The following is a 25109-nucleotide window of genomic DNA, read 5'->3' on the forward strand; positions in this document are numbered from 1 at the left end:
CGTTGAGTGTGACGGCTCGGATCCGAGCCTTAGGCTGATAATCCGCGCCGTCACGCCACTTTTGTTACGCTATTCCGCGCTCGTCTATGGGATATGTCACCCGCTCAGCCCACAAGGGCTCGCCGCAGCGTGTCCAGGCCTACGGAGCCGAGGTTCAGTGCTCGCGTGTGGAACGCCTTGACGTCGAACTCGCGGCCCTCCGCCTCGGCCTCTGCCTTGAGCTCCGCGCGGATCTGCTCCCAGAGCCGCTGGCCGATCTTGTACGACGGCGCTTGGCCAGGCCAGCCGAGGTAGCGGTGGTACTCGAAGTCGAGCTGCCCCTCGGAGATGTCGAGGTTCTGCTTCAGGAAGTCGTAGCCCTTCTCAGGCGTCCACGTCCCGGAGCCCCAGCGCTCGGGAATCTCGAGGCCGAGGTGCACGCCGATGTCGAAGACGACGCGTGCCGCTCGCATCCGCTGGCCGTCGAGCATGCCCATGCGGTCGCCCGGGTCGGAGAGGTAGCCGAGCTCGTCCATGAGACGCTCCGCGTAGAGGGCCCAGCCCTCGCCGTGGCCGGAGACCCAGCAGATGTTCCGGCGCCAGTTGTTGAGGAGCTCGCGGCGGTAGACCGCGGTGGCGCACTGGAGGTGATGGCCGGGGACTCCTTCGTGGTAGACGGTGCTGGTCTCGGCCCATGTGGTGAACGTGTCCTCGCCCTCGGGTACGGACCACCACATGCGGCCGGGCCGCGAGAAGTCGTCCGACGGCGCGGTGTAGTAGATGCCGCCGTCCTGGGTCGGGGCGATCATGCACTCGAGCTTGAGCATGGGCTCGGCGATCTCGAAGTGCGTGCCCGCGAGGCCCGCCACGGCCCGGTCGGACAGGCCCTGCATCCATGCCTTGAGAGCGTCGGTTCCCTTGAGCTGGCGCTCCGGGTCGGCGTTCAGGATCGCCTTGGCCTCGGCGATCGTGGCGCCGGGCTTGATCTGCTCGGCCACCGCCTCCTGCTCGGCGATGATGCGGTCCAGCTCGGCCACGCCCCACGCGTAGGTCTCCTCGAGGTCCACGGTGGCGCCGAGGAACCGGCGCGACGCGAGGATGTAGCGCTCGCGTCCCACGGCGTCCTGCTGAGGTGCCTGGGGGAGGAGCTCTTCCTCAAGGAAGTCGGCGAGCCTGAGGTAGGCGGCGGATGCTGCGGCGCAGCCGTCCGAGATGGCAGAGACGACGTCGTCGGGGAGGGGAGCGCCGCCGTCGAGCTTCGCATCCTTGGCGAGCTGCGCGAAGAAGCCGCCCTCTTCGGCGCCGTACTTGCGGCACTGGCCGATCACTGCCTGCACCTGCCGCGCTGCCGCGACCTTGCCGTCCGCGGCGGCGGAGCGCAGCGAGGCGATGTAGCCCTCGATTGCGGCCGGCACGTTGGCCGCGCGGCCGGCAATATGGCCCCACTGCTCGGAGGTGTCGGTGGGCATGAGGTCGAAGGTCGCGCGGATGTGCTGGGCGGGGGAATCGATGTTGTTCAGCTCCGCCGCGACCCAGCCGCTCTCGTGACGCTCGACCTCGAGGCCGAGCCGCTCACGCATCGCGTCCACGGTGACCTCGTCGATCCCGTCTGTGGGAGTCGCCGACTCGAGCCCGGCGATGGTGTCCCTGGCGAGCAACAGGAGCGCGTTGAGGCCGGCGGGGGAGTAGTCCGGGTACTCGGTCTCGTGGCCCGGGTAGCCGAGCTCGGTGGCGAGGGCCGGTTCGAGTTCGAGGAGCTTCGCGGTGAACTCGTTCGCGATCCCGTCCACGGCGGTGGGCTCGCGGTGGGTCGTGCTGGTCTGAGTGTTCTCGTCAGTGTTCTGCGTCACGTGACGAGCCTAGCGCGCAGCACCGACATCTGAAAGAACCCGTGCACATCCGTCCCGCGCAATAGCGTTGCGGAGTCATGTCTCACCGAAGAGGGGTCAGCTCTCTGGGATGCGGGGTCGCGTCTCTGGAAGAGGCATTCGCCACTCGAGACGGGTGACCCCGCATCGTGGGGAGATGACCCCGCATTGGGCTTACTGCCGGCCGCGGCGCTGGGCGATCATGTGCCGCGGGCGCAGCGTCGCCTGGCGGATGCGCTCGCGGCGCGTCGGCGCGGCGGCCTCCTCCTGCGCCGGTGGCGCGCCGACCGCCGCGATCACTGCGGTCAGCGCGGCGAGCTCCTCCGGCGTCGGCTGCCCCTTCGTGACGGCGAAGAGCAGCGGAGCCTCTTCGCCGGGGGGCGCCTCGGAAGCGGACGGCGCGACGGGAACCGGACCTGCGCTCACAGCGGGATGTTCCCGTGCTTCTTGGCGGGCATCGACGCGTGCTTGTCGCGCAGAGCGCGGAGCCCGCGGAGCAGCTGGACCCGGGTCTCCGAGGGGGCGATGACGGCATCGATGTACCCGAGCTCGGCGGCCTGGTAGGGGTTGAGGAGCTCCTCCTCGTAGTCCCGGATGAGCTCGGCGCGCTTCGCATCGACGTCGCCGGCTGCTGCTCCGGGCTCCGCCGCGACCGCCGCCAGCTCGCGGCGGTACAGGATGTTCACGGCGCCCTGGGCTCCCATGACGCCGATCTGAGCGGTGGGCCACGCGAAGTTCAGATCCGCCCCGAGCTTCTTCGAGCCCATGACGATGTACGCGCCGCCGTAAGCCTTGCGGCAGATCACGGTGAGCTTGGGGACCGTCGCCTCGGCGTAGGCATACAGGAGCTTGGCCCCGCGCCGGATGATCCCCTGGAACTCCTGGTCCTTGCCCGGGAGGAACCCCGGGACGTCCACGAGCGTGATGATCGGGATGTTGAACGCGTCGCAGTGGCGCACAAACCGCGCGGCCTTTTCCGAGGCCGCGATGTCCAGCGTCCCGGCGAACTGGATCGGCTGGTTCGCGACGATGCCCACGGTGTGGCCCTCCATGCGCCCGTAGCCGATCATGACGTTCGGCGCGTAGAGGGCCTGCATCTCGAGGAAGTTGCCGTCGTCGACGATCCCCGCAATCACGGCGCGCATGTCGTAGCCCTGCGTCGCTGAGTCCGGAACGAGCGCGTCGAGCGCAGCGTCGTCGTCGGTCTCCTCGAGCTCCTGGTCGGCATCCAGCACCGGCGCCTCGACCAGGTTGTTCGATGGGAGGAAGTCGAGGAGCTCGCGGACGAACTCGATGGCGTCCGACTCGTCGGAGGCGAGGTACGTCGCGGTGCCGGTCGTGGCGTTGTGCTGGCGCGCGCCGCCCAGCGTCTCCATATCCACCTCCTCGCCCGTGACGGTCTTGATGACGTCCGGACCGGTGATGAACATGTGGCTCGTCTTGTCCACCATCACGATGTAGTCGGTCAGGGCGGGGGAGTACGCCGCGCCCCCGGCGGACGGGCCCATGATGAGGGAGATCTGGGGTATGACGCCGGAGGCATGGACGTTGTTGCGGAAGATGTCCGCGAACATCGCCAGGGACGCGACGCCCTCCTGGATGCGCGCGCCGCCGCCGTCGAGGATGCCGACGACGGGGAAGCCGTTGCGGAGCGCGAACTCCTGGACCTTGACGATCTTCTCGCCGTTGACCTGACTGAGCGAGCCGCCGTAGACGGAGAAGTCCTGGCTGTAGACGGCGACCGGGCGGCCGTCCACGGTGCCGTAGCCCGAGACCAGCCCATCCCCGAGCGGCTTCTTCTTCTCCATGCCGAACGCGGTGGATCGATGCACGGCGAGCGCGTCGAGCTCGACGAACGAGCCCTCGTCGAGGAGCATGTCGATGCGCTCGCGGGCCGTGTTCTTGCCGCGTGCGTGCTGCTTCTCGATCGCCTCCTGCCCCGAGGGTGCGAGCGACGCCGCCCGCCGGTCGCGGAAGTCCGCGATCTTGCCTGCGGTCGTGGTCAGGTCGTGGGTCACACTCACTCCAGCTTGTCGGTCCGTGCTCACCCGTGGTGGCTTTCGTAGGTTCCGCACAATCGGCGGAGACGTCACCTCAGTCTAGTGAGGCAGGCGTGGCAGGCGTCTGTAGGAACCCTACAATTTCCGCCGGTGCTCAGGGGCGCGGTGCACGACGGCGCGTCGCGCGCCCGCCGATGCGCCCGCCGTCGCGCCCGCAACTTCTTGTCCTTCTTCATTTCCTTCGGACCGCCGAGACGTACAGCCCTGACCCGGCCGGGCGGCATCGGTACCATGCATCCATGGACGATCACGCGCAGCCAGAGCCCCGCGGCCCCCTCGACAGGACGGTTCTAGGCCCGGACCTGGTGCGAGAGGCCGGTCTGTCCCGGCTCGACGTCGTCGACGAGATCGACTCGACCAACGCCGAACTCGTGCGCCGGGCCACGACGGACCCCGCGGGCTGGGGCGACCTGTCCGTCCTCGTGGCGGAGCACCAGTCCGCAGGCCGAGGGCGCCTCCACCGTGCGTGGGACTCACCGGTGGGGGAGTCGGTTGCCGTCTCCATCGTGCTGCGGCCGCACAACCGCGACGGCCGGCCCCTGCCCACCCAGGGCTATTCGTGGTTTTCGCCCCTCGCCGCCCTCGCGCTCCGTGAGGCGCTCGCGGTGCTGGCCGGTATCGAGGCCTGCCTCAAATGGCCCAATGACGTGATCGTGCAGGGCCGGAAGATCTCCGGAATCCTCGCACAGCTTGCGCCGGGAGCGAACGGCGCCCCGCCCGCCGTCGTCCTCGGAACGGGGATCAACGTGGCCCAGACCGAGGAGGAGCTGCCCGTGCCCACCGCGACGAGCATGCTGCTCGCGTGCGGTCGGGAGGTGCGGCGGGAGGACATCCTCACCGCGTACCTTTCCGCCTTCGCGCGGCGGTACCGGGAGTTCTGCGAGGCCGACGGCGACCCGGAAGCGCCGCTGTCGGGCGGCCGCGGTCTGTGGGGCCAGGTGGAGGACGCGACGATCACGCTCGGCAAGCGCGTGCGGGTCGAGCTGCCAGGCGGCCAAACGCTCGTGGGCCGCGCGACCGGGCTCGACAGCCACGGCGCCCTGCGTGTCGTCGAGGAGGACGGCTCGCGCCACTCGGTCGCGGCGGGGGATGTGGTCCACCTACGCCCGGCCGACGGCGGCTATGCGTAGGGTCCTGTCCCCTGGGGAGCAGCTCATCGTCAGGACACGGCGGCACGGAAGGATGCTCCTGCTGCCCGCCGTCGTGCTCGTCGCCGTCAGCGGCGCGGGAGCCTTCGCAGCCGGCTGGCTCTCGCGCGGCCACCTCGAGCAGGCGTTCCCCTGGCTCCCGCCCGCGTCGCGGCTGTGGTTCGAGCTCGCCCCGGCGGCCCTTGCTGTGTGGATCCTGCTTGGATACTGCCTGCGCGAGCTGTTCGTATGGCGCTCCGTGAGCTACGTGCTCACGAGCCGGCGCGTGCTCAGGCGTGAGCGGGGCCTTACCCGCCAGGACCGCGAGATGCCGCTGTCCCTCGTGCGGGATGTCAACGTCCGCCAAGGTTTCGTGCAGGGGATGTTCAGGTCCGGAACGATAATCTTGACCTCGGGCCAGTCTGCGCAGCTCACGTTCGCCGATGTCCCGGAAGCGCGGCGCTTCAGCCAGTTTGTCCTCGACGCCATCGAGGAGCTGCCCGACGACGAGTGGGGGCCGGGCAATGAGATCACTGACGTCGGCGACGAGTCGCTTCCGTGGGAACTGAGGGAGGACTGATGGACGAGCCGATCGAGGATTCCGACGTGGAGTCCGCCGAGGATCTCTCCGACGAAGGTCCCGGCGCCCTCGCGGCCCCCGCGGCGGCGCTGGCCCCGGTGCCCGCCCGGCGTGGCTCGTCCAAGGACCTCGAGCTCCTCCTGCTAGGAGGCGACCGCACGCTCAAGCGCCGTGAGGTGGCCTCCGCGGTCGGCCTCTCCCTCTACTCGGCGCGCAAGCTGTGGCGCGCGCTGGGCATGCCGAACTTCACCGACGACGATCTCGCGTTCACCCGGACCGACCTCGAACACCTCAAGGTCATGCCGGCGCTCGTGCGCGAGGGCGTCCTCACCGAGGAGGCGGCCATCTCGGTCACGAGGGCCATCGGCCAGATGACCGACCGCATGGTCGTGTGGCAGGTCGAGGCGCTCGTCGAGGACATGATCTCCTCAGAGGGCATGACCGACGCCGAGGCACGCGTCGCCCTCCTGGACCGCATCCCGACCCTCATCGAGCCTCTTGAAGAGATGCTCGTGTACTCGTGGCGGCGGCAGCTGACCGCCGGCGTCCAGCGGCTTGCGCTGAGGGCCCGGGAGGGCCTCGAATCGAGCGCCGAGGGCCGCGACGGCACGGAGGACGACGCCCCGCTGCCGCTCGCGCGCGCCGTCGGCTTCGCGGACCTCGTCTCCTATACGTCGCTGTCCCGGCGGATGAACGAGCGGACGCTCGCCCAGCTGGTCCAGCGCTTCGAGAACCGGTGCTCGGAGATCATCACGGTGGGCGGCGGCCGGCTGGTCAAGACCATCGGCGACGAGGTGCTCTACATCGCCGAGACGCCGGCCGCGGGGGCGCAGATCTCGCTCGCCCTCGCGAAAGAGTTCGCGGACGACGAGATCCTCCCCGAGTGCCGTGTGGCCATGGTCTGGGGGCGGGTCCTCAGCCGGCTCGGCGACATCTACGGCCCCACCGTGAACCTTGCGGCACGCCTTACCTCGATCGCCGATCCCGGGCAGGTCCTCGTGGATGACATCACGGCCAAGGCCCTCGCAGGTGACGAGCGCTTTGTGCTCGAACCCCAGGAGCCCGAGATGGTCCGCGGTTTCGGGGAGATCCATCCCGTGTCGCTCAGCCACGGTGCAGGCCCGGGAATCGTGCTCGACTGACCCGGCCCGAGGCTGACGCGGGATGTCGCTGCCGGGTGCGCCGGGCGGAGGCCGTCGGTGTGTCACGATGGTCCGGCAGACGGCGAGGGGAGGGCTGGGACGATGGGCAAGGCACTGGATCGTGAGCGTGGGGTGCGGATCTCGGTGGGTTTTGGCACCGACCGGGGGCTGCGGCGTGAGCTCAACGAGGACTCGTTCTTGGCCCAGGATCCCGTGTTCATGGTCGCGGACGGCATGGGAGGCCACGAGGCGGGCGAGGTGGCGAGCGGGCTGTGCGTGCAGACGCTCATCGAATCTCCGGTCCTTGCCCCGGGCACGCACCACGCCACAGCCCAAGGCGTGCAGCAGGTCATCGAGCACGCCGACTGGCGGATCCGCAGGGCCACCGGCGCCCGCGCAGGGACCACTCTGACGGGGGCCGTGCTCATCGAGATCTCCTCGTCTCCCTATTGGCTCGTGGCCAATGTGGGGGACTCACGCACCTACCGCGTGTCCAGGGACGGCCAGCTCCTGCAGATCACCGTCGACCACTCCGAGGTGCGCGAGCTCGTCGACTCCGGGCAGATCACCCCTGAGGAAGCACTCGTCCATCCGCGGCGGCACGTGATCACGCGGGCGCTTGGTACCGGCGAGGACGCCGAGGCCGACTTCTGGCTCTTGCCTGTAGAGGATGGGGACCGGCTCCTCATCTGCTCGGACGGACTGACCTCCGAGCTCCGGGATCCGGAGATCGAGCTCCTGCTGGTGGGTCGGGAGGACCCGCAGGACGCCGTCGAGGCCCTCGTCGAGGCGGCCATTAGATCCGGCGGTCGGGACAACGTGACGGTCATCGTCGTCGACGCCCACGACGTCGGCCCTTCGTCGCCGTCGACCGGGATCGGCTGACCGACGCCACCGGCCGGATGACCCGGAAGGGGCTGTCGCCGGATGCCCCGACGTGCCGCCGGGGACCTGATGGAGTGTCGGAGCCATGGGGCAAGATAGACACCGTGAGCCCAGAACCAGCGAGCCCCCCAGCACAGCGCGTCGAGCCCGAGACGGCGATCCCGTCCGAGTCGCTCCGCGACGAGTACGAGGCACTCGCGGACGAGGTCCGCCGCCACCGCACGCTCTACTACAACCAGGACGCCCCCGAGATCTCGGACGCCGAGTACGACGTCCTGTTCCGGCAGCTCGAGGAGTTCGAGGCGCTCCACCCCGAGATGATTGCGAACGACTCTCCCACCCAGGAGGTCGGCGGCGAGGCCACCGCGGCCTTCGCGCCGGTCGAGCACCTCGCGCGGATGTACAGCCTCGAGGACGTCTTCTCGGTCTCGGAGCTTGAGGCGTGGATCCGGCGTGCTGAGGCGAATGTCGCCGCGCTCGGGCTGGTCCCGGCGAAGTGGCTCACCGAGCTCAAGATCGACGGCCTCGCCGTCAACCTGCTCTACCGCAACGGCGAGCTGGTCCGCGCCGCCACGCGCGGGGATGGGCGCACGGGCGAGGATGTCACGCACAACGTCCTGACCATCAAGGACGTCCCCCAGCGACTGTCCGGCGAGGGACATCCCGAGGAAGTCGAGATCCGGGGTGAGGTCTACATCCCGACCAAGGCATTCATCGAGTACAACGAGGCACTCATCGAGCGGGGCAAGGCCCCGCTCGCGAACCCCCGCAACGCCGCCGCTGGCTCGCTACGCCAGAAGGACCCCGGGGAGACCGCGAAGCGCCCGCTGAAGATGTTTGTCCACGGCATCGGCGCCCGCGAGGGGCTCACGGCGACGAGCCAGGCCGAGACCTATGACCTCCTCAAGGCCTGGGGTCTGCCCACGAGCCCGTACTACGAGGTCCTCGAAACCTACGAGGAGGTCTTGGCGTTCATCGAGCGCTATGGGCAGAAGCGGCACAGTCTCATCCACGAGATCGACGGAATCGTGGTCAAGGCCGACGATTTCGCGACCCAGCGCGCGCTCGGCCACACCTCCCGTGTTCCCCGCTGGGCCGTCGCCTTCAAGTACCCCCCGGAGGAGGTGCACACGAAGCTTCTCGACATTCTCGTCAACGTAGGGCGCACGGGGCGCGTGACCCCCTTCGGGGTCATGGAGCCGGTCAAGGTTGCCGGATCCACCGTCTCGATGGCCACCCTGCACAATCAGGACGTCGTCAAGGCCAAGGGCGTCATGATCGGCGACATCGTGGTGCTCCGCAAGGCGGGGGACGTCATCCCCGAGATCGTGGGCCCGGTGCTCGCCCTGAGGGACCAGCAGGACCCGCCCGTGCGCGACTTCGTCATGCCCACGGTCTGCCCCTCGTGCGGGACTCAGCTCGCGCCGTCGAAGGAGGGCGAGGTGGACATCCGCTGTCCCAACGCCCGCTCGTGCCCTTCGCAGCTGCGCGAGCGCGTGTTCCACCTTGCCGGGCGCGGGGCGTTCGATATCGAGGCCCTGGGCTGGGAGGCCGCGATCGCCCTGACCTCCGGGCCCGGCCCGGACCCGGCCACGATCGGCGGATACCCGCGGCCCGAGGGCCCAGGGGTCCTCGACGGCGAGGCCCAGATCTTCGAGCTCGCTGCGGACTGGCCGGATTCGAACCTGCGCGATCGTCTGGCCGACGTCGCCGTGTGGCGCGAGAAGCGCGTCAAGGGCGTTGGCACGGGGCAGTGGGACCTTGTGCCGTACTTCTGGACCAAGCCGACGGCCAGGAAGCCCTCGGTCCCGACCGCTTCGACGGAGAAGCTCTTCGCGGAGGTGCAGAAGGCCAAGACCCAGCCGCTGTGGCGTGTGCTCGTGGCGCTGTCGATCCGGCACGTGGGCCCGACGGCGTCGCGCGCCCTCGCCACGCGGTACGGGTCGATGACCGCCCTGCGGGAGGTCCTTGCGACCGAGAACGCGCGGGAGCAGCTCGCCGACGTCGACGGCGTTGGGCCGATCATCGCGGATGCGCTGATCGAGTGGTTCGCCGAGGACTGGCACCGCGAGATCGTTGCCCGCTGGGCCTCCGCCGGCGTGAAGATGGAGGACGAGCAGGACGCCTCGGTGGGCCGCTCGCTCGAGGGCCTCACCGTCGTCGTGACCGGGAGCCTCGAGAGGTTCAGCCGGGACGAGGCGAAGGAAGCGATCATCATCCGCGGAGGCAAGGCCTCCGGGAGCGTCTCGAAGAAGACCGATTATGTGGTGGCGGGCGAGAACGCAGGCTCCAAACTCGACAAGGCCGAGCAGTACGGCGTCCCGATCCTGGACGAAGATGCCTTCCGCAGGCTGTTGGAGAACGGTCCGGGAGAGTGGCGTCCCGCTGCGGGCGAGCAGCCCGAGTCCGGCCCCGAGGACGACGGCGGGGCCGCCCCGCCTGAACAGCTCGCTGCGGAGATTGGCGAGGCCGAGTCGGACGGAGACGAGAGATGAACGCCGCGGAGTACCCAGCTGAGTTCCTGACAACCCTCCTCGACACCGCCCGGCGCGCCGCGGCGGCGGGTGCCGCGGTCCTCGCGGGTCGCGATGCCGGGGTCCTGACGCGTTCGACCGGCCTCGCGGAGACGAAGAGCTCGGGGAGTGACTGGGTCACGGAGTTCGACCTCGCAGCCGAGAAGGCCGTGCGGGCCGTCCTCACGGCCGAGCGCCCGCACGACATCGTGACCGGCGAGGAGCAGGGCACGAGCCGCGTCACCGAGCCGAGCGGCTTCCGCTGGTCCATCGATCCGCTCGACGGGACCACGAACTTCATCCGCGACATCGTCTACTACGCGACGAGCGTGGCGGTGGCTGACGTCGACGGTGTGTGGCTCGCTGGCGTCGTGAGCGCACCTGCGCTGCGCCGCGAGTACTGGGCCGTTCGCGGCGGCGGCGCATGGCGCCTCGACGCCCCGCGTTCGGCCGGCGGCGAGGGCGCCCTCGAGGCCTGGCCCATGCGGCTCGAAGGTCCGGCACCTGGCCGGGCCGAGGCAGGATCCGCGCTCCTCGCGACCGGATTCAGCTATGACCCGGGCGTCCGCGCCGACCAGGCGGCCTTCCTGCCCGGTCTCATGGACGGCTTCGGCGACATGCGCCGCCTCGGATCCGCAGCCCTGGACCTGTGCCTCGTGGCGGACGGCACCCACGACGCGTACGGCGAGCGGGGTCTCAACGAGCACGACTTTGCCGCCGGCGCCCTCATCGCCGAGGAGGCAGGCTGCTGGGTCCGGCGGCCCGTGCTCACGAGCCCCCTCGACGGGGGTCCGAGCGACGCCGAGCGCCTCGGTGCGTGGACCTGTGCCGGCGGCATCGAGTTCTCGGGCAGGTTCCCGATCGTATGAGGCCCCCGGTGACGATCCGGGAGGCCACCCCGGAGGACTACCCGGACATCGCGCGCATCGTCGAAGCCGCCTACCTCGGCGCGGGCTACTTCGAGGGTCCGGAGCACCCCTATATGCGCCAGATCGCGGATGTCTCCTACCGGGCTGCGCGCGGCACGGTCCTCGTCGCGGAGCGGGACGGGCGCGTCATCGCGTCCGTGACGGTCATGGCGCACGGTGATGGCTTCGAGCAGGTCGCCGGCGCGGGCGAGTACGAGTTCCGGCTGCTCGTCGTAGACCCGGACGTGCAGCGCACGGGCGCGGCGTCCGCCCTCGTGGCCGACGTCGAGGCGAGGGCCCGGCGCGCGGGCGCGACCGCCGTCGTGCTCACCACGGGAGAGGGCTGGGAGGCGCCGAATGCGCTCTATCCCCGTCTCGGCTACGAGCGCGCGCCCGAGCGCGACTGGCCGATTCCGGAGACCGACATCATGCTGCCGGTGTACATCAAGCGGCTCTGACTCAACCCGCACCCCCTGGCCGTCTTGGAGGCGCTGTCCCGCCCTGGCACGCCTAGCGGTGTTCGGGGCGCGACTAGACTGGACCGCGAACCTTATTCACCTTCACAGGGGAGATCCATGGCTGAGATCACTCGCGACGACGTTGCGCACCTCGCGCAGCTCGCGCGGATCGAGATGAGCGAGGCGGAGCTGGACAAGATGGCGGGCGAGCTCGCCCACATCGTCGACGCCGTCAAGAGCGTGAGCGAGGCCGCCGGGCCCGACGTCCCGGCCACATCGCACCCGATCCCGTTGCAGAACGTCTTCCGCGAGGACGTCGTGGGCCACGTGCTCACGCCCGCCGAGGCGCTTTCCGGGGCCCCCGATGCCGACGAGGGCCTCTTCAAGGTCCCTGCGATCCTGGGCGAGGAGTAACCCATGAGCGCCAATGAGAAGAACCTCAGCGAACTGATCACCTCCACCGCCTCGGCCCTCGCCGAGAAGCTCACCGCCAGGGAGGTCTCCTCCGAGGAGGTCGTCCAGGCGCACCTCGACCGCATCGCCGAGGTCGACGGCGGCGAGCGGGGAGTCCACGCGTTCCTGCACGTCAACACCCAGGAGGCGCTCGGCGTCGCCCGGGAGGTCGACTCGGCCCGCGCCGCCGGCGGGGATGACGCTGCGGCCCTCCATCCGCTCGCGGGCGTCCCGATCGCGATCAAGGACCTCATCGTCACGGTCGGCCAGCCCACGACGGCGGGCTCCCGCATCCTCGAAGGCTGGATGAGCCCCTACGACGCCACCGTCATCAAGAAGATCCGGGCCGCCAAGCTCCCGATCCTCGGCAAGACCAACCTCGACGAGTTCGCCATGGGTTCCTCGACCGAGCACTCGGCGTTCGGTCCCACCCGCAACCCGTGGGACCTCGACCGCATCCCGGGCGGCTCAGGTGGTGGCTCGGCTGCGGCCGTTGCGGCCTTCGAGGCGCCCCTCGCGCTCGGCACCGACACCGGCGGGTCCATCCGCCAGCCCGGCGCCGTCACGGGCACAGTCGGCGTCAAGCCCACTTACGGTGCGGTGTCCCGCTACGGCGCGATCGCGATGGCCTCGAGCCTGGACCAGATCGGCCCGGTCTCACGGTCCGTGCTCGACGCCGCGCTCCTCCAGGAGCTCGTCGGCGGCCACGACCCGTTCGACTCCACCTCGCTCACCGACCGGTTCGACACCCTCGTCGCGGCGGCGAAGGCCGGCGCAGCCGGAGATGCCCTCAAGGGGCTGCGCATCGGCGTCGTGAAGGAACTCGGCGGCGAGGGCTACCAGCCCGGCGTCGAGGCCCGCTTCCGCGAGGCGCTCACTCTGCTCGAGGGCGCCGGTGCGCAGATCGTCGAGGTCTCGTGCCCCAACTTCAAGTACGCACTCGGTGCCTACTACCTCATCATGCCGAGCGAGGTCTCCAGCAACCTCGCGAAGTTCGACGGCGTCCGGTACGGCCTGCGCATCACGCCCCAGGACGGCCCGATGACGATCGAGCGCGTCATGGCCGCCACGCGCGCTGCGGGCTTCGGCGACGAGGCGAAGCGTCGCATCATCCTGGGCACCTACGCCCTTTCCGCCGGCTACTACGACGCCTACTACGGCTCGGCGCAGAAGGTCCGTACCCTCATCCAGCGCGACTTCGACGCCGCGTTCGCCCAAGCGGACGTGCTCATCTCGCCGACGGCACCCACCACGGCCTTCAGGCTCGGCGAGAAGCTCGATGACCCGCTGGCGATGTACCTCAACGACGTCGCGACCATCCCGGCCAACCTCGCAGGTGTCCCCGGGCTGTCGCTCCCGAGCGGCCTCGCCGACGAGGACGGACTGCCCGCTGGCCTGCAGATCCTCGCCCCGGCCCGCGAGGACGCACGCCTGTACCGGGTGGGTGCGGCCCTCGAGGCCCTGCTCGAGGGGCAGTGGGGCGGCCCGCTGCTCGCCCAGGCCCCGGCACTCTAAGAAGGAGAGAGAAATGGCATCCACTGACGAGATCCTGTCCTTCGACGAGGCCATGGAGAAGTTCGACCCGGTCCTCGGCTTCGAGGTCCACGTCGAGCTCAACACCAAGACCAAGATGTTCTCCTCCGCCCCGAACGTGTTCGGCGACGAGCCGAACACGGACGTCAACGAAGTCGACCTCGGCATGCCCGGCGTCCTTCCCGTGGTGAACAAGGCGGCCGTGGAGTCGAGCATCAAGATCGGCCTCGCGCTCAACTGCAAGATCGCCGAATCCTGCCGGTTCGCCCGGAAGAACTACTTCTACCCGGACACGCCCAAGAACTTCCAGACCTCCCAGTACGACGAGCCGATCGCCTACGACGGCTGGCTCGACATCGAACTCGAGGACGGAACGGTGTTCCATGTGGAGATCGAGCGTGCGCACATGGAGGAGGACGCAGGCAAGCTCACCCACCTCGGCGGCGCGACCGGCCGCATCCAGGGCGCCGACTACTCCCTCGTGGACTACAACCGTGCAGGCGTGCCGCTCGTCGAGATCGTCACGAAGCCGATCGTGGGCGCCGGCTCCCGCGCGCCCGAGCTCGCGAAGGCCTACGTCGCGGCAGTCCGCGAGATCGTGAAGAACCTCGGCGTCTCGGACGCCCGTATGGAGCGCGGCAACGTGCGCTGCGACGCGAACGTCTCGCTCATGCCCAAGGACGCCACGAAGTTCGGCACGCGTTCGGAGACGAAGAACGTCAACTCGCTCCGATCCGTCGAGCACGCGGTGCGCTTCGAGATCCAGCGCCACGCGGCCGTTCTCTCCGCGGGGGAGAAGGTCACCCAGGAGACGCGCCACTGGCACGAGGACACGCGCACGACGACGGCCGGTCGCCCCAAGAGCGACGCCGACGACTACCGGTACTTCCCGGAGCCGGACCTCGTGCCCGTGGTTCCGAGCCGCGAGTGGGTCGAGGAGATCCGCGCGACACTGCCCGAGCCCCCCGCCGAGCGGCGTAAGCGCCTCAAGGAGGCGTGGGGCTACGCGGACGCCGAGTTCCGTGACGTCGTCAACGCCGGCGTCATGGACTCCATCGAGGAGACCATCGCCGCGGGCACCACCGCGCAGGCCGCCCGCAAGTGGTGGATGGGCGAGATCGTGGGCCGCGCCAAGGTTGCCGACGTTGACCCGTCGGAGCTGGGCGTGACGCCCGAAGCGATCGTCGAGCTCAACGGCCTCGTCGAGGGCGGCAAGCTCAACAACAAGATGGCCGGCCAGGTGCTCGACGGCGTAATCGCCGGCGAGGGAGCCCCGACCCAGGTCATGGAGGCCCGCGGACTCGTGCTGGTTTCCGACGACGGCCCCCTCCTCGAGGCCATCGATGCTGCACTGGCCGCACAGCCCGATGTCGCGGACAAGATCCGCAGCGGCAAGGTCCAGGCGGCCGGCGCGATCGTGGGCGCGGTCATGAAGGCCACGCGCGGCCAGGCTGACGCGGGCCGCGTCAAGGAGCTCATCCTCGAGCGCCTGGGCGTGACGGCCTAGACACGTCACCTGCAACGAACGAGGCCCCCGGCACGGCATGTCCGCCCCGGGGGCCTCGTACGTCAGCGGTGCCGTTCGGCGTTCGCGGCCACGCGCCTGAGGAGGGCCGCAAGGGCCGCCCGCTCGCCGTCGTCGAGCCCGGCGAGGAGGCGCCGGTCGCTGTCCACGCAACGGGGGAACTGCTCCTCGACCAGGGCGCGGCCCTCCTCGGTGAGGGACAGCAGTACGACTCTGCCGTCGCGCTCGAGCCGGCGCCGCTGCACGAGGCCGAGCCCTTCGAGCCGCGCTGTCAGCTTCGTCGTGGCGGCCCCGCTGAGCATGGTCTGCGCTGTGACCCCGCTCGCCCGCAGGGGCTGGGGGCTGCGCGCCAGCGCGCACAGCACATCGAACTCCGAGCGTGAGACGCCGCTCGTGGCCAGGACGCCGTTGAGCCGTTGCACCGAGAGCGCACTGATCCGGCTGATGCGGCCCAAGACGTCGAGCGGGGACGTGTCCAGGCCGGGGAGCGCGCTGCTCCAGCTGCCGCGCACCGCGCTGACGAAGTCAGGGGTCGCGTCGTCGTCGGTCTCGTCCGGGGCCATAGGCACCATCGTAGGAGCCCTGATTAATTCACAGGTATTTTACTAGTGTATTATTTACGGGTAACCCTCACCGACTCTGAAATGGAGGCCCCGCGTGCCCAGACCGCCGCGCCGTCCGGATGCCAAGCCCTCGATCTTCCGCCAGCCGCCCGCCGTGTGGGCAGTTGCGTTTGCGTCCATGGTCGCCTTCATGGGCATCGGGCTCGTTGGTCCGATCCTGCCGAGCATCTCCGAGGCGATGGGTGCCAGCCCGACCCAGACCGCGTTCCTGTTCACGAGCTACCTCGCGGTCACGGCCGTGGTCATGTTCTTCACGAGCTGGCTGTCCTCCCGGATTGGGACCCGCACGACGATGCTGCTGGGGCTTGCGGTGATCGTCGTTGCCGCGGCTGGCTGCGCGCTGTCGTCCACGATTGACGGCATCATCGCTTTCCGGGCCCTGTGGGGCCTCGGCAACGCACTCTTCCTCTCCACTGCGCTCGCCTCGATCATTTCCGCGAGCGGTGGCCCCGCCGGCGCCGCGGTCATGCTGTACGAAGCGGCGCTCGGGCTCGGTCTGGCCGTCGGTCCGCTCGTGGGCGGCCTGCTCGGGGACATCTCGTGGATGGTGCCTTTCTGGGGAACCGCATCCCTCATGGCGGTCGGCTTCGTCGCGATCATGGCCGTGGTCCGCGGCGCGGGACGCCCCCCGCAGAAGAGCGCCGTGTCGGCGCCCTTCAGGGCCCTCTCGATCCGCTCGATCCTGCTCTTGAGCATCGTCGCGCTCTTCTACAACGCCTCCTTCTTCGTCACGCTCGCCTACGTGCCCTACCCACTGAAGATGGGTGCGGTCGGCATCGGCCTCGTCATGACCGGCTTCGGCATCGGCCTCGCACTCACGAGCGTGGTGATCGCGCCGCGCCTCACGCACCGGTTCTCCCCGACGCGCGTCCTCGCCGCGACGCTCGTGGTCTTCGCGCTCACCCACCTCGCCGCCTCGCAGGCCGTGGGCAACACCCCCATGCTCATTTTGTGCGTGGTCCTGATGGGGTTCGAGATCGGCGCCGGAAACACCGTCCTCACCGAGGCAGTCATGGAGGCCAGTGACCTGCCCCGCCCAGTCGCCTCCTCGGCCTACTCCGGTGTCCGGTTCTTCGGAGGTGCCATCGGCGCGCCGCTCGGGACGGGCATGAGCGTGTACGGTGCGGGCATGCCGTTCGTCTTCGCGGCCGCGACCGCCCTCATCGGCGCGGCACTGCTCGCGGTCTTCCGCCGCACCGTCTCCCCGTCCGACCATCCCGTGCACGAGTCCGTCTTCTTCGAGGCCGAGGCCATCACGGCCGGCGAGTAGCCCCGGCGGCGTTCTGCGCGGCTCCTTCTGGCCAGGGCGCCTCGTGCGTATCGTGGGCGCATGGCGTCACTCATCCAGTACCACGCGACGGTCCTCGGAAGCCCCGAACCGCAGGCTGCGGCCCGCTTCTACTCCAATCTCCTCGGGTGGGAGCTCGGCGACGATGAGCAGGAGTGGGCCACCGTCCTCGACCCTGCGGGTGGCCGGCAGCTCTCGTTCCAGTTCGAGGAGGGCTACGAGCGTCCCGTCTGGCCGGAGCGGCCAGGGAAGCAGCAGATGATGATGCACCTCGACCTGCTCGTGACGGATCTCGCCAAGGCCGCGGAACACGCCGAGGACTGCGGCGCCCAGCGCTCGCCGCATCAGCCGCAGGAGGACGTCATGGTGTTCTTCGACCCGGATGGCCATCCGTTCTGCCTCTTCGAGAACTGATTCTCAGAGGCTTCTTAGACCCGCATTCCTACGCTGGACGCATGACATCGCAGCAGCAGGGGACACCGGCCCGCACCGACTCCATGACGACGCGGCTCTTCCGCGCACTTGACCTGGACTTCCCGCGCGGCGCCAACCAGCCGGCCCTGGGCCGCTGGGTTCTGGCCAGCGTCGTGGCGATCGCTGCCTCGGTGCTGGCGTGCGCCGTCCTCGCGGCCGCCGGCATCGCGGCGTTCCCGGACACGGCCGGCTACGAGCACTTCCAGTTCGCCGACTACTTCAAGCTCACTGTGGTCGGCGTCGGGCTGGCCTGCCTCGCGTGGCCGGCGGTCGCATGGATCTCCTCCCGCGCCTGGAAGCCCTTCCTATGGCTCGCCGTCGCGGTCACCCTGGTCGGACTCGCCCCGGACGCGTGGATCCTGGCCAAAGGCCAGCCGCCGGCCGCGGTGGGGGTGCTCGTGCTCATGCACTTCGCCCTCGCGCTCATCACGTATCCGGCGCTGGTCTTCATCGCGCCCCAGCGGGCGGCGTCCCTCAGCCCCGGTCGCTGACGAGCTTCATCATTTCCCGTGAGAACGCGGCGATGTCCATGGGCCACCTCGACGTGACGAGATTGCCGTCGATCACCACGTCGGCATCTTCCCACTGGCCGCCGGCGGCAGTAATTTCCTCCGGCACGCCGTCGCCCCAATAGGAGGTGAGCCGCCGCCCCTCCACGACGCCTGCGGAGACGAGCAGATAGGGGCCGTGGCAAATCGCCGCCACCGGCTTGTCCTTGGCGAAGAAGGACCGTGCGATCTCCACGGCGTGGCTGTTGTTCCTCACCGTGGTGGGCGCGCCATGGGGCTTTCCGCCGGGGATGACGAGGAGGTCGTACCCGTCCGGGTCGATCTCATCGATGCTCTTGTTGGCCATGATGTAGTACCAGTTGCTCTCGCCGGTGATCTTCCCCTTCTCGGGGGCGGCGATGTCCACGGTCCAACCGGCTTCGACGAGGCGGAAGACCGGCACATAGAGTTCCAGATCTTCGAAGGCGTCCGCGGAGAGGACAACGGCCCTCGGTGCCCTGTCATCGGCGGCCTGGGGAATGACGCCGTATTCGCGTGCTGCCATGGCCACAGTGTAGGTGCGGCGTCAAGGGCCGGTCTTCCTGCCCTCGGCCTCGGCGACGAGGTCTCCGACGAGGTCGCGCAGAGCGTCGGCGACTGTCTGCACTGACCGCCGCCGCGCATTCTCAGGGCGCACGAGCAGGTCGATGCTGCGTTCCGTGCCAATCCCCGCGAGCGGCCGCAGCACGACGCCGGTCGGGAGCCCGATCGCTGCGGTGTACCGGGGCAGGAGGCCGACCACCCCGCCGCCGGCCACGACGGCGGCCACGGTCGAGTAGTCGTTGATCCGGTGCGCGACCTCGGGAGACCGGCTCGCGACGGCTCCGATCGCCGAGAGCACGTCCGCGGGCGAGTAGCCCGGACGGCTCGAGACCCAGCGCTCTCCCGCGACGTCCGCGGGGGTGAGCACCGCGCTCGCCGCGAGCGGGTGCCCGGCGGGGAGCGCTACGTCGAACGGCTCCCGCACGAGCGGGACCACTACGAGCCGGTCCTCGGGCCACGATTCGCTGTGCGCGAGGCGGTGGGCGAGGACGATGTCGTACCGGGCGGTGAGCGCCGGGAAGCCGTGCTGGGGGACGTCCTCGTCGGCGAGGAGCAGCCGCGGTGCCGGCTGCGCGGCGGCTTGAGTCGCGCCGTCGTGCGTCACGTCGTGAACAGGCCCCGTCAGGCGTGCGGTGAGCCGACCGAAGAGCGCCTGCGCGGCCGAATGGAAGGCGCTCACGCTCACGATCCCCGCCGGGTCCTCGTGGTAGGCGCCGATCGCGGCGCGGGCGTCCGCCATCGCGCGGACGACGGCACCCCCCGCCTCTGCGAGGACCCTCCCCGCGTCGGTGAGGACGAGGGTGCGGCCCTCCTTGCGGGTGAGCGGCACACCCGCGCTGCGGGCCAGGAGTGCGAGCTGCTGCGACACCGCGGACGGTGTGACCATGAGCTCCTCAGATACGGCCTTGACGCTTCCGAGCTCCCCGAGCTCGCGAAGGATCTGCAGCTGGCGGATATCCATTAGTCGATCCTAAACTGTCCCTTGAGAAACATCCGGTTGTTCTAAGCTGTTCGACGGCGTTGAATGAGCCTCATGAAGGCCCTGTACAAGCCCGGCCCGCAGGCCGGCTTCGAATTCACCGAGCGACCCGAACCCGAGACCGGCGCCGCGGACGTCAAGATCCGCGTCCTCGCCACCGGCATCTGCGGCACCGACCTGCACCTGGAGTCGTGGGACGCGTCCGCCCAGGCAATGGCCACCGCCCCGTTCATCCCCGGCCACGAGTTCTACGGCGAGATCGTCGAGACCGGCGAGGACGTCAAGGTGGTCAAGGTCGGCGACCGCGTTTCCGGCGAAGGCCACATCGTGTGCGGCATGTGCCGCAACTGCCGCGCCGGCCGCCGGCAGATGTGCATCAACGTGGTCAGCGTCGGGGTGCAGCGCGACGGCGCGTTCGCCGAGTACGTCGTCATCCCCGAGGCCAACGTGTGGGTCCACCACGACCCGCTCATCACCCCCCAGCTGGGCGCGATCTTCGACCCGTTCGGCAACGCCGTGCACACCGCGCTGAGCTTCCCCCTCGTCGGCGAGGACGTCCTCATCACCGGCGCGGGGCCGATCGGGCTCATGGCCATCTCCGTCGCGCGGCACGCGGGCGCCCGGAAGATCGCCATCACCGACGTGTCCGAGCGACGCCTCGAGCTCGCGCGGCAGATGGGCGCAGACCTCGCGGTGGACGTCTCGTCGATGAGCGTGCGCGAGGCGCAGCGTGAGCTCGGCATGGTCGAGGGCTTCGACATCGGCTTCGAGATGTCCGGGCGCCCCGCGGCCCTCTCGGGGATGATCGAGAACATGAATCACGGCGGCCGCATCGCGCTGCTGGGGCTGCCGTCCGAGTCTGCCGAGATCGACTGGACCAAGATCGTCACCCACATGCTCACGCTCAAGGGAATCTACGGCCGCGAGATGTTCGAAACCTGGTACGCCATGAGCGCGATGCTGTCCTCCAATCCCGTGCTCCGCCGCAACGTCGCGTCCGTGGTGACCGACGTCCTGCCGGCCGAGCGCTGGGCGGAGGGGTTCGCCGTCGCCCGCTCTGGCAGCGTCGGCAAAGTGGTGCTGGACTGGTCGGAAGTCTGAGAGGAATCGCATGTTCACTGGTATCAAGGAGCAGCTCGCCGCCGAGCTCGAGGACATCCGCACCGCCGGGACGTTCAAGGAGGAGCGGCACATCGACTCGCCGCAGTCGGCGCACATCCAGGCGGGCCCCCTCGGCGCGCCCGCCCAGGAGGTGCTCAACTTCTGCGCCAACAACTACCTCGGGCTCGCCGACCATCCCGACCTGATCGCGGCGGCGAAGCGTGCCCTCGACGAGCGCGGCTTCGGCATGGCCTCGGTGCGCTTCATCTGCGGCACCCAGGACACCCATCTGGCCCTCGAGCGCCGCGTCTCCGAGTTCCTCGGCACCGAGGACACCATCCTGTTCTCCAGCTGCTTCGACGCGAACGGGGGCGTCTTCGAGGCGCTCCTGGGCCCCGAGGACGCCGTCATCTCGGACTCCCTCAACCACGCGTCCATCATCGATGGCATCCGGCTCTGCAAGGCCGCCCGCCTCCGGTACGCGAACCGGGACATGGGCGAGCTCGAGGCGCGCCTGCAGGAGGCGAAGGCGATGCACGACGGCGCGGGGGCGCGTCGTGTCCTCGTCGTCACCGACGGCGTCTTCTCGATGGACGGCTACCTCGCCCCCCTCCGCGAGATCTGCGACCTCGCGGACAAGTACGGTGCGATGGTCATGGTGGACGATTCGCATGCCGTCGGCTTCATGGGCGCGACGGGCGCGGGCACCCCGGAGCATGCAGGGGTCTCGGACCGCGTGGACATCTATACCGGGACGTTCGGCAAAGCGCTTGGCGGCGCGTCCGGCGGGTACGTCTCGGGCCGTTCCGAGATCGTCGCGACGCTGCGACAGAAGGCCCGGCCGTACCTGTTCTCGAACTCGGTTGCGCCCTCCATCGTCGCCGCGACGCTGCGCGCCCTCGACCTGGTCGCCGAGTCCGCCCAGCTGCGCGAGCGGCTCTTCGCCAACGCCGCCCGCTTCCGGGCACGGATGGCCGAGGAGGGCTTCGAGCTCCTGCCGGGCGAACACGCGATCGTCCCCGTCATGTTCGGCGACGCAGCGCTCGCGGGCCGCATCGCGGCCGAGATGCTCGCCCACGGTGTGTACGTGACGGCCTTCTCGTTCCCTGTGGTGCCGCGGGGCCTCGCACGGATCCGCGTGCAGCTCTCGGCGGCGCATACCGCCGAGGACGTCGAGGTGGCGGTGCGGGCCTTCACCGCGGCCCGTGACGCAGTCGGAGGGAACGCAGTCGGGGGGGACGCCGTCGGGGCATGACTCCGCGGGGCTGGGCCAGCGGTAGGGGCGGAATTCCCCTCCCCGCCCGCGTGCAGCGCGGGTAGGGTGGGGCCATGCCGGGCACCACGAACAGCACCCATGACGTCGACGTCCTCATTGTCGGAGGCGGTATCGCCGGCCTCTCCCTGGCCTCGCAGCTCGCCGGGAAGTGCCGAGTGGCGCTGGTCGAGGCCGAGCCCTCGCTTGCCTACCACACGTCCGCGCGCTCGGCCCAGCAGCTCATCCCGAGCTATGGCCCCGAGCCCGTCCAGGACCTCACGCGGCGCACCCTTGCGGTACTCGCCGATGCGGTGGACGACGCCGGCCGCCGCCTCGCGTGGCCGAGCCGCTTCCTGCTCGTGGGCACCGCGGCGCAGGTCGAGGCCGAGGCCCACGGGGGTATGCGGCGCCTCACGCCGGACGAGGCCCGCACCCTCGCCCCGAATCTGCGCGCGGGCGCCTTCGAGGCGGCGGCGCTGGATACCGAGTCGGTGCGGACCGACGCACTCGCGCTGCTCGCCGACCACGAGGCCAGGGCCCGGGCCGGCGGCGTCACGATCCATCCCGGCAGCCCAGTCCACACCGCCCAGCGGGTGGGGGAGGGCTGGCTCGTCGGGGCCGGAGCCGAGGGCTTCCATGCGACCAACGTGGTCAACGCGGCGGGCGCCTGGGCCGACGACCTCGCGATCCTCTTCGGCGTAGAGCGCCTCGGCCTCCAGCCCTACCGGCGCACGGCCGCGCTCGTCTCCCTCGCACAGCCGCTCGACCCCGATTCGCCCATGGTCTGCGCTGCCGACGACTCGTGGTACTTCCGGCCGGATGAGGCGGGCGCGCTCGTCTCGCCGTCGGAGTCCGAGCCGTCTCGCGCCGAGGACGCCGTGCCGCGGCCCGGGGACGTGGAGAGGACCATCGAGCTCATCCGCAGGGTCGCCGACTTGCCCGTGACCGGCATCATCAGGGCGTGGACGGGGCTGCGGACCTCACCTCAGGACGGGCTGCCCATCATGGGGTACGACCCCGAGGCCCCGGGGTTCTTCTGGCTCGCAGGGCAGGGCGGCTACGGCTTCCAGACGTCCTCGGCCCTCGCCGAAGACGCCGCAGGCCAGCTCCTGGCGGGCCAACAGGCGGTCCGCACAGGGGAACATCCGGTATCCGAGACAGCAAGGGCGCTTGATCCGCATAGATTGTCGGTGCGGCGGTAGAGGATAGCGCCATGAGCAAGCGTGGCCGAACCCTCCTCATCGACAACATCGGCGAACTGTCCACCCAGCATCTTCCGGACGGTGACGGCCAGGCTGTTCTTGGCGCGGGCGGTTCCGAGGCTGGCGTGATGCGGGACGCCGCCGTCGTGCTCGACGGCGAGAGGATCGCCTGGGTCGGCCCGTCGTCGTCCGCCCCAGAAGCCGACGAGCGATTCGACTCGGCTGGCCGCGCCGTGCTTCCGGGGTGGGTCGACTCGCACTCGCACCTCGTGTTCGCTGGCGACCGCACGGCGGAGTTCGAGGCGCGGATGGCCGGAGAGGCGTATGCCGCGGGCGGGATCGGCGTCACGATGGGCGCCACGCGGGCCGCGTCGGACGACGAGCTGCGCAGGCTGCTTGCTGCACGCGTTGCCGAGGCCGTCGCGGGGGGAACGACGTATCTCGAGACGAAGACGGGCTATGGGCTCGATGTCGCGAACGAGCTCCGCAGCGCCGCGTTGGCCGCCGAGTTCGTCGATGAGGTCACGTATCTTGGCGCGCACCTCGTGCCCGCCGGAGCGGACGCCGACGAGTACACGGCCCTGGTCTGCGGCGACATGCTCGCCGCCGTGCGGCCGTACGTGCGCTGGGCCGATGTGTTCTGCGAGACCGGCGCGTTCTCGGAGGAGCAGTCGCGCCGGGTGCTCCTCGCGTGCCGCGAGGCGGGCCTCGGAGTGCGCGTGCACGGCAACCAGCTCGGACCGGGCCCGGGCGTGCGGCTCGCCGTCGAGCTCGGCGCCGCGAGCGTGGACCATGTCAACTTCCTCGACGACGCCGACGTGGAGGCGCTTGCGGGAAGCTGGGCAGGGTGGACGGGGCCGGCGTCGGCCGATTCCGCAGCCATGGCCGGAACCGTCGCGACCGTCCTGCCCGCGTGCGACCTCTCGACCCGCGCGCCGCTGGCGCCCGCGCGCCGTCTCATCGACGCCGGCGTCCAGATCGCGATCGCCTCGAACTGCAACCCCGGCACAAGCTATACGAGCTCGGTGGGCTTCTGTGTCACGACCGCGGTCCTGCAGATGGGGCTCTCCGTCCAGGAGGCCGTGCGCGCCGCGACGTTCGGAGGAGCGCTCGCGCTGCGCCGCCACGTGGGCAACGACGTGGACGGGCAGCGCGCGGTGGGCTCGATCGCCGTCGGGCATCGCGCCGACCTCCACATGCTCAACGCTCCGTCGGCCACGCACCTCGCGTATCGGCCCGGCATGCCGCTCACGCATGCTGTGTGGCGCGCGGGCCAGCGCGTGGTCTGATCGCAGTCTGCGCGCGCCGGCCCTAGAGCCGCTCCCGCATCGAGCTCAGGACCGTGTCCGTCGCGGTGCGCGGGGTCCACTGGGTGAACGGTGCGTCGAGCTCGTAGCGGCCGTCGGGCTGCCTCACGAGGGTGTGGATGCCTGCATTGTCCGGGTTGTTCAGCGACTCGAAGTACTCCACCGTCCAGTGGAACCACCGCATGCACAGCAGGCGCATCGTGAGGCCGTGCGTGACGAGGAGCGTGTTGGGGGCGTAGGCGGGCTTGTTCCAGTGCCGGTGGAGGGTCTCCATGAACGCCGAGACGCGGTCGTAGACGTCGCTGCCGGACTCGCCCTCGCGGAACCGGTAGAAGAAGTGCCCGTACGAGTTGCGCAGCGCGCGCTCCTTGCCGATCTCGTCGGCGTCCTGGAAATTGGCCCAGTCCTGCTCCCGCAGGCGGGGCTCCTCGATGACCCGTTCGGTGAGGTCCTCGATGCCCAGCGCCTCAAGGGTCTGGTACGCCCGGAGGTAGGGGGATACATAGACGCAGACCTGCTCGCCCGCGAGCTGGGCGCGGATCTGGCGCCCGGACTCGCGGGCCTGGGCGATCCCCAGGTCCGTCAGCGGGATCCGGTAGTCCGGGACGCGGTCGTAGATGCTCGTGTCCAGGTTCGCGGCCGACTGGCCGTGCCGGACCAGGATGATCTGCCGCGGCGCGCTCATAGCTCCCCAGCGTAGAGCAGGCGTGCGGCCCCGGCGGCAGCGAGCACCGCCGCGAGGCGCACGGCATGATGGG

Annotated in this window: 24 protein-coding genes; 17 read left to right on the forward strand and 7 right to left on the reverse strand. The window is 70.0% G+C overall.

Going from position 1 to position 25109, the window contains the following annotated elements:
* Positions 1-104: 104 nt before the first annotated feature.
* The 3 genes from AB5L97_RS06780 to AB5L97_RS06790 all read right to left on the reverse strand — a co-directional run bounded on the left by AB5L97_RS06780 (position 105) and on the right by AB5L97_RS06790 (position 3865).
* Complete coding sequence (locus AB5L97_RS06780; protein ID WP_423246845.1) at positions 105-1769, reverse strand: DUF885 domain-containing protein; 1665 nt, start codon at positions 1767-1769, stop codon at positions 105-107.
* Positions 1770-2021: 252 nt separating this feature from the next.
* Complete coding sequence (locus AB5L97_RS06785) at positions 2022-2273, reverse strand: acyl-CoA carboxylase subunit epsilon (RefSeq protein WP_369046975.1); 252 nt, start codon at positions 2271-2273, stop codon at positions 2022-2024.
* On the reverse strand, positions 2270-3865 hold the full coding sequence (locus AB5L97_RS06790; RefSeq protein WP_369046976.1) for an acyl-CoA carboxylase subunit beta: 1596 nt from the start codon (positions 3863-3865) through the stop codon (positions 2270-2272). Before AB5L97_RS06790 ends, AB5L97_RS06785 begins: the two co-directional genes overlap by 4 nt.
* A 281-nt stretch (positions 3866-4146) precedes the next feature.
* On the opposite strand from AB5L97_RS06790, the gene AB5L97_RS06795 reads away from it, so the two are divergent.
* From AB5L97_RS06795 to gatB, 10 genes are all read left to right on the forward strand, one after another.
* Positions 4147-5037: a biotin--[acetyl-CoA-carboxylase] ligase gene (locus AB5L97_RS06795; protein WP_369046977.1), complete on the forward strand. Its 891-nt coding sequence runs from the start codon at positions 4147-4149 to the stop codon at positions 5035-5037.
* Between the two features lie 52 nt (positions 5038-5089).
* Positions 5090-5614, forward strand: a complete 525-nt coding sequence (locus AB5L97_RS06800; RefSeq protein ID WP_369046978.1) for a PH domain-containing protein — start codon at positions 5090-5092, stop codon at positions 5612-5614.
* Positions 5614-6756 carry an adenylate/guanylate cyclase domain-containing protein gene (locus tag AB5L97_RS06805; RefSeq protein ID WP_307957269.1) on the forward strand — a complete coding sequence of 381 codons (1143 nt, stop codon included), beginning with the start codon at positions 5614-5616 and terminating at the stop codon, positions 6754-6756. The genes AB5L97_RS06800 and AB5L97_RS06805 overlap by 1 nt, the downstream gene beginning before the upstream one ends.
* 102 nt (positions 6757-6858) lie before the next feature.
* Positions 6859-7641, forward strand: a complete 783-nt coding sequence (locus AB5L97_RS06810) for a PP2C family protein-serine/threonine phosphatase (RefSeq protein WP_307957270.1) — start codon at positions 6859-6861, stop codon at positions 7639-7641.
* Between the two features lie 104 nt (positions 7642-7745).
* The gene (gene ligA / locus AB5L97_RS06815; RefSeq protein WP_407073430.1) at positions 7746-10136 is read left to right on the forward strand and encodes an NAD-dependent DNA ligase LigA; all 2391 of its coding nucleotides are present in this window, start codon (positions 7746-7748) and stop codon (positions 10134-10136) included.
* On the forward strand, positions 10133-11023 hold the full coding sequence (locus tag AB5L97_RS06820; RefSeq protein WP_307957272.1) for an inositol monophosphatase family protein: 891 nt from the start codon (positions 10133-10135) through the stop codon (positions 11021-11023). The genes ligA and AB5L97_RS06820 overlap by 4 nt, the downstream gene beginning before the upstream one ends.
* 8 nt (positions 11024-11031) lie before the next feature.
* A complete protein-coding gene (locus AB5L97_RS06825; protein WP_369046979.1) occupies positions 11032-11520 on the forward strand; it encodes a GNAT family N-acetyltransferase in 489 nt (162 codons plus the stop codon).
* Between the two features lie 117 nt (positions 11521-11637).
* Complete coding sequence (gene gatC / locus AB5L97_RS06830; RefSeq protein WP_307957274.1) at positions 11638-11934, forward strand: Asp-tRNA(Asn)/Glu-tRNA(Gln) amidotransferase subunit GatC; 297 nt, start codon at positions 11638-11640, stop codon at positions 11932-11934.
* A 3-nt stretch (positions 11935-11937) separates the two neighbouring features.
* On the forward strand, positions 11938-13488 hold the full coding sequence (gene gatA, locus AB5L97_RS06835) for an Asp-tRNA(Asn)/Glu-tRNA(Gln) amidotransferase subunit GatA (protein ID WP_369046980.1): 1551 nt from the start codon (positions 11938-11940) through the stop codon (positions 13486-13488).
* Positions 13489-13501: 13 nt separating this feature from the next.
* Positions 13502-15013 (forward strand): Asp-tRNA(Asn)/Glu-tRNA(Gln) amidotransferase subunit GatB, encoded by a 1512-nt coding sequence (gene gatB, locus AB5L97_RS06840; RefSeq protein ID WP_369046981.1) that lies wholly within the window; start codon positions 13502-13504, stop codon positions 15011-15013.
* Positions 15014-15075: 62 nt separating this feature from the next.
* Here the strand turns inward: gatB and AB5L97_RS06845 are convergent, their stop codons facing one another.
* The gene (locus AB5L97_RS06845; RefSeq protein WP_369046982.1) at positions 15076-15594 is read right to left on the reverse strand and encodes a MarR family winged helix-turn-helix transcriptional regulator; all 519 of its coding nucleotides are present in this window, start codon (positions 15592-15594) and stop codon (positions 15076-15078) included.
* A 94-nt stretch (positions 15595-15688) separates the two neighbouring features.
* On the opposite strand from AB5L97_RS06845, the gene AB5L97_RS06850 reads away from it, so the two are divergent.
* The 3 genes from AB5L97_RS06850 to AB5L97_RS06860 are packed head-to-tail and all read left to right on the forward strand — an operon-like array spanning position 15689 to position 17907.
* A complete protein-coding gene (locus AB5L97_RS06850) occupies positions 15689-16924 on the forward strand; it encodes an MFS transporter (protein WP_369046983.1) in 1236 nt (411 codons plus the stop codon).
* Between the two features lie 60 nt (positions 16925-16984).
* Entirely contained in the window at positions 16985-17356 is a 372-nt protein-coding gene (locus AB5L97_RS06855) for a VOC family protein (RefSeq protein ID WP_369046984.1), read from the forward strand.
* Positions 17357-17397: 41 nt separating this feature from the next.
* Entirely contained in the window at positions 17398-17907 is a 510-nt protein-coding gene (locus AB5L97_RS06860) for a hypothetical protein (RefSeq protein WP_369046985.1), read from the forward strand.
* Here the strand turns inward: AB5L97_RS06860 and AB5L97_RS06865 are convergent.
* Together AB5L97_RS06865 and AB5L97_RS06870 are read right to left on the reverse strand one after the other, a co-directional pair.
* Positions 17891-18469 carry a type 1 glutamine amidotransferase domain-containing protein gene (locus tag AB5L97_RS06865; RefSeq protein ID WP_369046986.1) on the reverse strand — a complete coding sequence of 193 codons (579 nt, stop codon included), beginning with the start codon at positions 18467-18469 and terminating at the stop codon, positions 17891-17893. The genes AB5L97_RS06860 and AB5L97_RS06865 overlap by 17 nt on opposite strands.
* A gap of 21 nt (positions 18470-18490) precedes the next feature.
* Positions 18491-19468: a LysR family transcriptional regulator gene (locus tag AB5L97_RS06870; protein WP_369046987.1), complete on the reverse strand. Its 978-nt coding sequence runs from the start codon at positions 19466-19468 to the stop codon at positions 18491-18493.
* 72 nt (positions 19469-19540) lie between these two features.
* On the opposite strand from AB5L97_RS06870, the gene tdh reads away from it, so the two are divergent.
* The 4 genes from tdh (at position 19541) to hutI (ending at position 24333) form a co-directional block, all read left to right on the forward strand.
* A complete protein-coding gene (gene tdh / locus AB5L97_RS06875; RefSeq protein WP_307957375.1) occupies positions 19541-20587 on the forward strand; it encodes an L-threonine 3-dehydrogenase in 1047 nt (348 codons plus the stop codon).
* A 10-nt stretch (positions 20588-20597) separates the two neighbouring features.
* Positions 20598-21842, forward strand: coding sequence for a glycine C-acetyltransferase (locus AB5L97_RS06880; protein WP_369046988.1), 1245 nt, complete (start codon positions 20598-20600; stop codon positions 21840-21842).
* Positions 21843-21916: 74 nt separating this feature from the next.
* Complete coding sequence (locus AB5L97_RS06885; protein WP_369046989.1) at positions 21917-23044, forward strand: NAD(P)/FAD-dependent oxidoreductase; 1128 nt, start codon at positions 21917-21919, stop codon at positions 23042-23044.
* Positions 23045-23055: 11 nt separating this feature from the next.
* The gene (gene hutI, locus AB5L97_RS06890; RefSeq protein WP_369046990.1) at positions 23056-24333 is read left to right on the forward strand and encodes an imidazolonepropionase; all 1278 of its coding nucleotides are present in this window, start codon (positions 23056-23058) and stop codon (positions 24331-24333) included.
* A gap of 22 nt (positions 24334-24355) precedes the next feature.
* Here the strand turns inward: hutI and AB5L97_RS06895 are convergent, their stop codons facing one another.
* The gene (locus AB5L97_RS06895; protein WP_307957286.1) at positions 24356-25036 is read right to left on the reverse strand and encodes a histidine phosphatase family protein; all 681 of its coding nucleotides are present in this window, start codon (positions 25034-25036) and stop codon (positions 24356-24358) included.
* Positions 25037-25109: the final 73 nt, after the last annotated feature.

This window comes from Sinomonas sp. P10A9, from assembly GCF_041022165.1.
Lineage (GTDB): Bacteria > Actinomycetota > Actinomycetes > Actinomycetales > Micrococcaceae > Sinomonas > Sinomonas puerhi.